The organism is Pseudomonas sp., from assembly GCF_050739995.1.
Taxonomy (GTDB): domain Bacteria; phylum Pseudomonadota; class Gammaproteobacteria; order Pseudomonadales; family Pseudomonadaceae; genus Aquipseudomonas.
This window is the reverse complement of the sequence record NZ_JBOICG010000750.1, coordinates 1-8,095: the sequence shown is the minus strand read 5'-3', so window position 1 is coordinate 8,095 and position 8,095 is coordinate 1. Positions and strand designations below refer to the sequence as shown.

Sequence of the window (8,095 nt, the reverse complement as noted above, 5' to 3'; positions counted from 1 at the left end):
GGCCAGGATCACATGAAAGTCGTTGCCCTCGATGATGGACAGGTATTCGTTAATGGTTTCAACCAGAACCAGAACAGTAATGGACATCGGAAGGCTCTCCCTGAAGGGTTTGATGGGGTCAGTATGCGGGATTTGTAAGACGGAACGGTTTGCTCAGGTAGAAAAATTTCTTCTCGCGTAAGGCCGTTCTGAATTTACAAACCGCCCATCCCACGCCGAAAGACTGCGCCAGACTTCGTCGGCTTTTCCTCCCTGCATTGGCGCCAGCCATGGCAAGCTCAGTCGCTGGGTCCGCATAGAACTGAGTGCCGGCGCTATTCATGGTCATCCGATTTCTGAACAGGAATTCAGGAGGCTAACAAATTGATCCCATTCCACTTTGCCGGCGGCACCGTCACTCATGACGATCTGTCGATCCTGCAGGATGTAGCGGTAGCGAAGCAGATCGACCTGCTGCTGGATATTGCGCAGAACGCCATTAATGGCGAACTACGCAATGCCAACTTGGGTACCTCGGCTTATTAGTTGGAAACCCGATCACTCGGCAGGTGGTGTCGACACAGAACGGAGTTTTTATACCCGCAATCACCCATTCGCTGATCTGCGCCGCTGTCAGTTGCTGCGCCAGGTCGGTGCCAAGAAAGCAACTGATCGCTGTTTCGGCCTGCGCGTATCGTGCCGCAGACCGCTGAAACCGGTGCTTATGGCCGTACTTGAGCCCCTGCACCGCAACACCGTTCCTCAGCTAAGTCTTTGCTTATTCGAAAGAATCCCGGAGAATCGCGCGCTTGTTATGGCTGGGGCGCTGCCTGTCAGGTATTTCTGACTCGTCCCGGCCGTGTGAATGCGGAGATCCGACCGGATGAATGATCAGGCCAATAGCGTCGATGAACGCTATGCAACGACACCTGCAACCCTCACAAGCTGGAGCCGCCAGGACACCACCTGGATGCTCGGCCTGTTCGGCACCGCCATTGGCGCCGGTACTTTGTTCTTGCCGATCAACGCAGGTCTGGGGGGCTTCTGGCCGCTGTTGATCCTCGCGGTACTGGCATTCCCGATGACATTCTTTGCCCACCGTGGCCTGACCCGTTTCGTGCTGTCCGGCCGGGATGGCTCCGACATTACCGACGTCGTCGAAGAGCATTTCGGCCTCAAGGCCGGTGCATTGATCACCTTGCTGTACTTCTTCGCGATCTTCCCGATCCTGCTGATCTACAGCGTGGCGCTGACCAACACCGTCAGCAGCTTCATGGAACACCAACTGCACATCATGCCGCCGCCTCGGGCGATCCTGGCCTTCGTACTGATCCTGGGCTTGCTCGCCGTGGTGCGTTGCGGTGAGCAAGTGATCGTCAAGGCCATGAGCCTGATGGTGTACCCGTTCATCGTTGCCTTGCTGTTCCTGGCGGTGTATCTGATCCCGCACTGGACTGGCGGCATCCTGAGCACCGCCAGCGAAGTCCCGGCCCCGTCGGCGCTGCTCAACACGCTGTGGTTGGCGATTCCGGTGATGGTGTTCTCGTTCAACCATTCTCCGATCATCTCGGCGTTTGCGGTGGACCAGAAGCGTCAGTACGGCGCCCACGCCGATGAGCGCAGCTCGCAGATCCTGTCCCGTGCGCATCTGTTGATGGTGGCGATGGTATTGTTCTTCGTGTTCAGCTGCGTGCTGACCCTGTCGCCAGCACAACTGGCGGAAGCGAAAGCGCAGAACCTGTCGATCCTGTCGTACCTGGCCAACCACTTCGACAACCCGACCATCGCCTTTGCCGCGCCGTTGATTGCGTTCGTGGCGATTGCCAAGTCGTTCCTGGGCCACTACATCGGTGCCAGCGAAGGCCTCAAGGGCCTGGTGCTCAAGACGGGGCGTCGTCCGGCAGCCAAGACCCTGGATCGCACGACCGCGGCCTTCATGCTGATTGTGTGCTGGCTTGTCGCTACGCTTAACCCAAGCATCCTCGGCATGATCGAAACCCTGGGTGGCCCGGTCATCGCGTCGATCCTGTTCCTGATGCCGATGTATGCCATTCGCAAGGTGCCGGCCATGGCCAAGTACCGCGGGCAGGCGTCCAACGTGTTTGTTACGGCCGTGGGTCTGGTAGCAATCACCGCGTTGATTTATTCGTTGCTGTCCTGACAGCACGCTGCACCGAAAAAGGCCGATTCGCGCACACTGCGAATCGGCCTTTTTTATGGGCGAAAAACCACTGAAGCCCTGAAGCACAATGCGGGCTAAGCTGTCGGCTTAACGGTTTTCTTATCGGAGATACCCATGGCCCGTCCTCGACCGCAACTCGTCACCGCGAAACTGGACAAGCTGCACCCCACTCAACTAACGGTCGGCATGGCTGAAGTCGCCCTCAAGCGCCAGGCCTGGACCAAGCTCAAACGCAAGGAGCGCGCCGCCGCCCTCGACAAGCATTGGTTTCCCTGCGTATTGGGGCCGGATGAGCGCTATTACATTACCGATCACCATCATTTTGGCCTGGCCTTGTTGCTGGAAGAGGTCAAGAGCGTGTCGCTGTTGATGCTCAAGGACTTGTCATTCGTGGAGCGCAGCACCTTCTGGAATGTCATGGCCTTCAATCAATGGGTGCACCCGTACGATGCACGCGGCTTGCGACGTACCTACGAAGCCATTCCCCGCAAGATTACCGACTTGCAGGATGACCCTTACCGCAGTCTGGCCGGGATGTTGCGTACTGCCGGGGGGTACGCCAAGGACGCTACACCGTTCAGCGAGTTTCTCTGGGCGGATTTTTTTCGCAGCCGTATCGGCAGCGATGTGGTTGCCCAGCCAAACGCCAAGCTGTTGAGCAAGGCCATGCTCCTGGCACGCAGCCAAGAAGCGCGTTATCTACCGGGATGGGTTGGGCCGATTGAAAACTGAAACCGCTGAAACCCCTGTTGCTCCACCCAATCGTACCCAGGACGTCCTCGCCGGGTTATCCATCGCCGGTTTGCTGCTGCCCGAGGCGGTGGCCTATTCCAGCATCGCCGCGTTGCCGCCCCAGGCCGGTGTTATCGCGCTGTTTGCCGGCCTGGTGTGCTACGGCCTGTTCGGCACTAGCCGCTTTGCGATTGTCTCGGCGACATCGTCTTCGGCGGCGGTTCTGGCGGCCGCGACCGCGAGCCTGGCAGGTGGCGACCCAGCGCTGAGGCTGTCCCTGGCGTTCGGGCTGGTGTTGATTACCGGCGTGCTGTTCCTGTTGGCCGGGCTGTTCAAGCTCGGTGGCGTCACTTCATTTATCGCCAAGCCGGTCTTGCGCGGTTTTGCCTTCGGCCTGGCGTTGACCATCATCCTCAAGCAGCTGGCCGGTGTGGTGGGTGTGCATCTGAGCGACAACAACCTGATCCGATTCCTGCCGCAACTACTGGAACAGTTGCCGCGCTGGAACTGGCCCGCAGCGATGGTAGCGGCGACTGCTTTGCTTGTGTTGTGGCTTTGCGCACGTATTCCACGCCTGCCTGGCGGGCTGTTGGTGGTGCTCCTGGGTATTGTGGCTGGGCAGTCTCTGGACCTGCAGGCCCATGGTGTGGCGTTGATCGGCGTGATCGATCTGCGCCTGGAATTCGGGACCTTTCCGGTTTTGCCGTTCGCTGACTGGTTGCGCCTGGGGGAGCTGGCGTTCGCGTTGGTGATGATCCTTTACGCGGAGTCCTACGGTTCCATCAGCTCATTCGCCCTCAAGCACGGTGACCGTGTGACGTCCAACCGCGACTTGTTGGCGTTGGGCGCGGCGAATCTGCTGTCCGGGTTGTTTCACGGCATGCCGGCCGGTGCCGGGTATTCGGCGACCTCTGCCAACGAGGCGGCGGGTGCCGGTTCGCGTTTGGCGGGCATCGTCGCGGCGCTGGTGGTGTTGGTGATCGTATTGACGGTGTTGCCATACATCGCGCTGACGCCGGAACCGGTACTTGCCGCCATCGTCATCTACGCACTGGGGCGCGGTTTGAGCCTGCAACCGTTGGGGCGCTACTTTGTCTGGCGACGGGATCGGCTCTTGGTGATCTGTGCCGTGGCGGCGGTACTGGTGCTGGGAGTGCTGGATGGTTTACTGCTGGCAGTAGCCGTCAGTGTGGTGTTGATGCTGCGCCAGATGTCGGCGGCAGACATCCAAGTGCTTGGGCGTTTGGGCGACAGTCATGATTTTGTTGATCGTCAGCACCACGCCGATGCTGTCGAAGTGCCAGGGATCTTGATCGTGCGACCCAGCGAGGCGCTGTTTTTTGCGAATGCCGAACGTATCCTGGGCGCGGCGTTGCGCCTGATGCGGCAATCGCCAGTGGAGGCGGTGGTACTCAGCCTGGAAGAGTCGCCGGACCTCGACGGCACCAGTATCGAAGCACTGGCGGCGTTTTTTGCGCAGGTGCGGGGGGAGGGTAAACGCCTGGTACTGGCGCGCGTGCGGCATGAGGCGTTGGAGGTGCTACAGGCCTTGCCGGAGGCGCTGGCGCCGCAGGTGTTGCTCAGTGGCTTGAGTGTGGATGGCGCGGTGCAACTGGCCAAATCCCAGGCATAAAAAAACGCCGCGTATCGTGGAATACGCGGCGTCCTTTACGTCAACACACCTTAGGCTTGAATCACCGGGATGTTGGCGCTTGCTGCGATTTTGCGGAACTCGGCGATCTGGTCGAAGTTCAGGTAGCGGTAGACGTCACTGGCCATGGTGTCCAGTTTCGCTGCGTAGCCCATGTACTCTTCGACGGTTGGCAGGCGACCCAGGGTCGATGCCACTGCCGCCAACTCGGCCGACGCCAGGTAGACGTTCGCGCCGTCACCCAGACGGTTCGGGAAGTTACGGGTCGAAGTCGACACAACAGTCGAATTCGGCTCTACACGTGCCTGGTTACCCATGCACAGCGAGCAGCCCGGCATTTCCATGCGCGCGCCAGCCTTGCCGTAGATGCCGTAGTAGCCTTCTTCGGTCAGTTGGTGAGCGTCCATCTTGGTCGGCGGCGACAGCCACAGACGGGTTGGCAGTTGACCCTTGACCTGCTCCAGCAGCTTACCGGCAGCGCGGAAGTGACCGATGTTGGTCATGCACGAACCGATGAACACTTCGTCGATCTTCTCGCCGGCAACGCTCGACAGCAGACGGGCATCGTCCGGGTCGTTTGGCGCGCAGAGGATAGGCTCGTTGATGTCGGCCAGGTCGATCTCGATGATTTCGGCGTATTCCGCGTCGGCATCGGCTTCCATCAGCTCAGGGTTCTTGACCCAGGCTTCCATCGCTTGGGCGCGACGTTCCAGGGTACGCGCATCGCCGTAGCCTTCACCGATCATCCAGCGCAGCAGGGTGATGTTGGAGTTCAGGTACTCGGTGATGGACTCTTTCGACAGCTTGATGGTGCAACCGGCAGCCGAACGTTCAGCCGAGGCGTCGGACAGCTCGAAAGCCTGTTCCAGCGTCAGGTCGTTCAGGCCTTCGATCTCCAGGATGCGGCCGGAGAAGGCGTTCTTCTTGCCTTTCTTCTCTACGGTCAGCAGACCCGACTGGATCGCGTAGTAAGGAATGGCATGAACCAGGTCACGCAGGGTGATGCCAGGCTTCATCTTGCCTTTGAAGCGCACCAGGATCGATTCCGGCATGTCCAGCGGCATGACGCCAGTGGCTGCGGCGAACGCAACCAGGCCCGAACCGGCCGGGAACGAGATGCCCATCGGGAAACGGGTGTGGGAGTCACCACCGGTGCCGACGGTGTCCGGCAGCAGCATGCGGTTCAGCCAGCTGTGGATGATGCCGTCGCCTGGACGCAGCGATACACCGCCACGGGTCATGATGAAGTCAGGCAGGGTGTGGTGGGTGGTCACGTCGATCGGCTTTGGATAAGCCGCGGTGTGGCAGAACGACTGCATGACCAGATCGGTCGAGAAGCCCAGGCACGCCAGGTCTTTCAGCTCGTCACGGGTCATTGGACCGGTGGTGTCCTGGGAGCCCACGGTGGTCATCTTCGGTTCGCAGTAGGTGCCAGGACGAACGCCTTTGCCTTCTGGCAGGCCGCACGCCTTGCCGACCATCTTCTGCGCCAGGGTGTAACCCTTGCCAGTGTCGACTGGGGCTTCTGGCAGCTTGAACAGGTCGGTTGGGCCCAGGCCCAGCTCAGCACGGGCCTTGTCGGTCAGGCCGCGACCGATGATCAGAGGGATACGGCCACCAGCGCGCACTTCGTCCAACAACACCGGGGTCTTCATTTCGAAGGTGGTGATGACTTCGTCGGTGCCGTGTTTGCAGACTTTGCCAGCATGTGGGTACAGGTCGATCACGTCGCCCATGTTCATGTTGGAAACGTCGAACTCGATTGGCAGTGCGCCGGCATCTTCCATGGTGTTGTAGAAGATTGGAGCGATCTTGCTGCCGAAGCAGAAGCCGCCAGCGCGCTTGTTCGGTACGTAAGGGACGTCGTCGCCGAAGAACCACAGTACGGAGTTGGTCGCCGACTTACGCGACGAACCGGTGCCGACCACGTCGCCCACGTAGGCGATTGGGAAGCCTTGGCCGCGCATTTCTTCGATCTGCTTCATCGGGCCGGTCTTGCCTTGCTCGTCCGGTACGATGCCTTCACGGGCCATTTTCAGCATGGCCAGGGCGTGCAGCGGAATATCAGGGCGGGACCAGGCGTCCGGGGCAGGGGACAGGTCGTCGGTGTTGGTTTCGCCGGTGACCTTGAACACACGCAGGCTGATCTTGTCGGCCAGGGTCGGACGGTTGCTGAACCACTCGCCGTCAGCCCAGGACTGGATCACGGCCTTGGCGTGCACGTTACCGTTCTTGGCTTTTTCAGCCACGTCGTGGAACGCATCGAACATCAGCAAGGTGTGCTTGAGTTGGGCAGCTGCGACAGGTGCCAGCTCGGCATCGTCCAGCAGCTCGACCAGGGTCACGATGTTGTAGCCGCCTTGCATGGTGCCAAGCAGTTCAACGGCGCGTTGCTTGCTGATCAGGGGGGAAGTGGCTTCGCCCTTGGCCAGGGCAGACAGGAAACCGGCCTTGACGTAGGCGGCTTCGTCAACGCCTGGTGGAATGCGGTTGGTGATCAGGTCAACGAGGAATTCTTCTTCGCCAGCCGGGGGATTTTTCAGCAGCTCGACCAGGCCTGCGGTTTGTTCGGCGTTAAGCGGCTGGGGAACGATACCCAGTGCTGCGCGCTCTTCGATATGTTTGCGGTAGGCTTCAAGCACAGTTATTACCCTCATCAGTGGTCCCACGGGACGCTCATCCAGAAATGAACGGCACGCATGCGCTCGGGGGCTTTTTGGGCCGCAAAGCCAGCGCTGCCGGCATTCCTCACAGAAGCTGCTTTCAAAGTTTTACGCCTGCAGAACGGAGCTGATGAGGGTTGGCGAGGGCGTTGACCTACCGAGTCATTGACCATCGCCAACACCGTTCTGAAGGAACGACTGTGCTCGTGACGCTTTGAAAACAGCTTCCAGCGGATTATTGGCGCCTTACAAGGCCGGATGATTCTACGGCAAAAAATTTCTAAAGGTAAGTTGCCTAGCCAAGTTTGCTGGGTGATCAACCTTAGACAAAGGGCTAACATGGCGTACTGTTTCACTGATCTGCGTGTCGTTGCCCATGCCCAACCAAACTATCAAAACCCCTTGCGTGGGTCTGTGCTCCACGGTCTACGGCGATCTTGTGTGCCGTGGCTGCAAACGCTTCCACCACGAAGTGATCCAGTGGAACGGTTATAACGAGGAAGAAAAACGCGCGGTGTGGCTCCGGCTGGAACAGCTGCTGGTGCAGGTGATGGCCGGTAAAGTCGAGGTCTTCGACCCCAAGACCCTGCGCTGGCAGTTGGAGCAACGCAAGATTCGCTTTGTGCCGCATCAGTCCGAGTATTGCTGGGCCTATCAACTGATCGCCCGTGGGGCACGGGTGATCTCGAACCTGGAAGCCTATGGCATGGTGCTGCTGCCGGAGTTTCGCGACTGGGCGCTGCCGCAGCTGCGCGATGCCATCGATCGGGAGTTCTTTATCCTGAGCGAGGCCCATTATCAACGCTATATCGCGCCGGGGTTTCTCAAGGACGTGCTTTCCACCTGACACTACGCAAAACAAATGTGGGAGCGGGCTTGCTCGCGAAT

The 8,095-nt window shown here is 59.6% G+C and carries 7 protein-coding genes; 5 read left to right on the top strand and 2 right to left on the bottom strand.

Features of this window, described 5'->3' with window-relative positions:
- The first annotated feature begins 363 nt into the window (after positions 1-363).
- Positions 364-525, top strand: coding sequence for a hypothetical protein (locus ACRESD_RS25565; protein ID WP_431753448.1), 162 nt, complete (start codon positions 364-366; stop codon positions 523-525).
- On the opposite strand, the gene ACRESD_RS25560 is transcribed toward ACRESD_RS25565, so the two are convergent.
- Positions 479-727, bottom strand: coding sequence for an isochorismatase family protein (locus ACRESD_RS25560; protein WP_431753447.1), 249 nt, complete (start codon positions 725-727; stop codon positions 479-481). The two genes, ACRESD_RS25565 and ACRESD_RS25560, sit on opposite strands and share 47 nt — an antisense overlap.
- A 135-nt stretch (positions 728-862) precedes the next feature.
- Here ACRESD_RS25560 and ACRESD_RS25555 point away from each other — a divergent pair, with 135 nt between their 5' ends.
- From ACRESD_RS25555 to ACRESD_RS25545, 3 genes are all read left to right on the top strand, one after another.
- Entirely contained in the window at positions 863-2,140 is a 1,278-nt protein-coding gene (locus tag ACRESD_RS25555) for a serine/threonine transporter (protein WP_431753446.1), read from the top strand.
- Positions 2,141-2,275: 135 nt separating this feature from the next.
- Positions 2,276-2,893 (top strand): ParB-like protein, encoded by a 618-nt coding sequence (locus ACRESD_RS25550; RefSeq protein ID WP_431753445.1) that lies wholly within the window; start codon positions 2,276-2,278, stop codon positions 2,891-2,893.
- On the top strand, positions 2,883-4,526 hold the full coding sequence (locus ACRESD_RS25545) for a SulP family inorganic anion transporter (RefSeq protein ID WP_431753444.1): 1,644 nt from the start codon (positions 2,883-2,885) through the stop codon (positions 4,524-4,526). Before ACRESD_RS25550 ends, ACRESD_RS25545 begins: the two co-directional genes overlap by 11 nt.
- Before the next feature lie 50 nt (positions 4,527-4,576).
- On the opposite strand, the gene acnB is transcribed toward ACRESD_RS25545, so the two are convergent.
- Entirely contained in the window at positions 4,577-7,186 is a 2,610-nt protein-coding gene (gene acnB, locus ACRESD_RS25540; protein WP_431753449.1) for a bifunctional aconitate hydratase 2/2-methylisocitrate dehydratase, read from the bottom strand.
- Between the two features lie 397 nt (positions 7,187-7,583).
- On the opposite strand from acnB, the gene ACRESD_RS25535 reads away from it, so the two are divergent.
- Complete coding sequence (locus ACRESD_RS25535; RefSeq protein ID WP_431753443.1) at positions 7,584-8,054, top strand: DUF1289 domain-containing protein; 471 nt, start codon at positions 7,584-7,586, stop codon at positions 8,052-8,054.
- Positions 8,055-8,095: the final 41 nt, after the last annotated feature.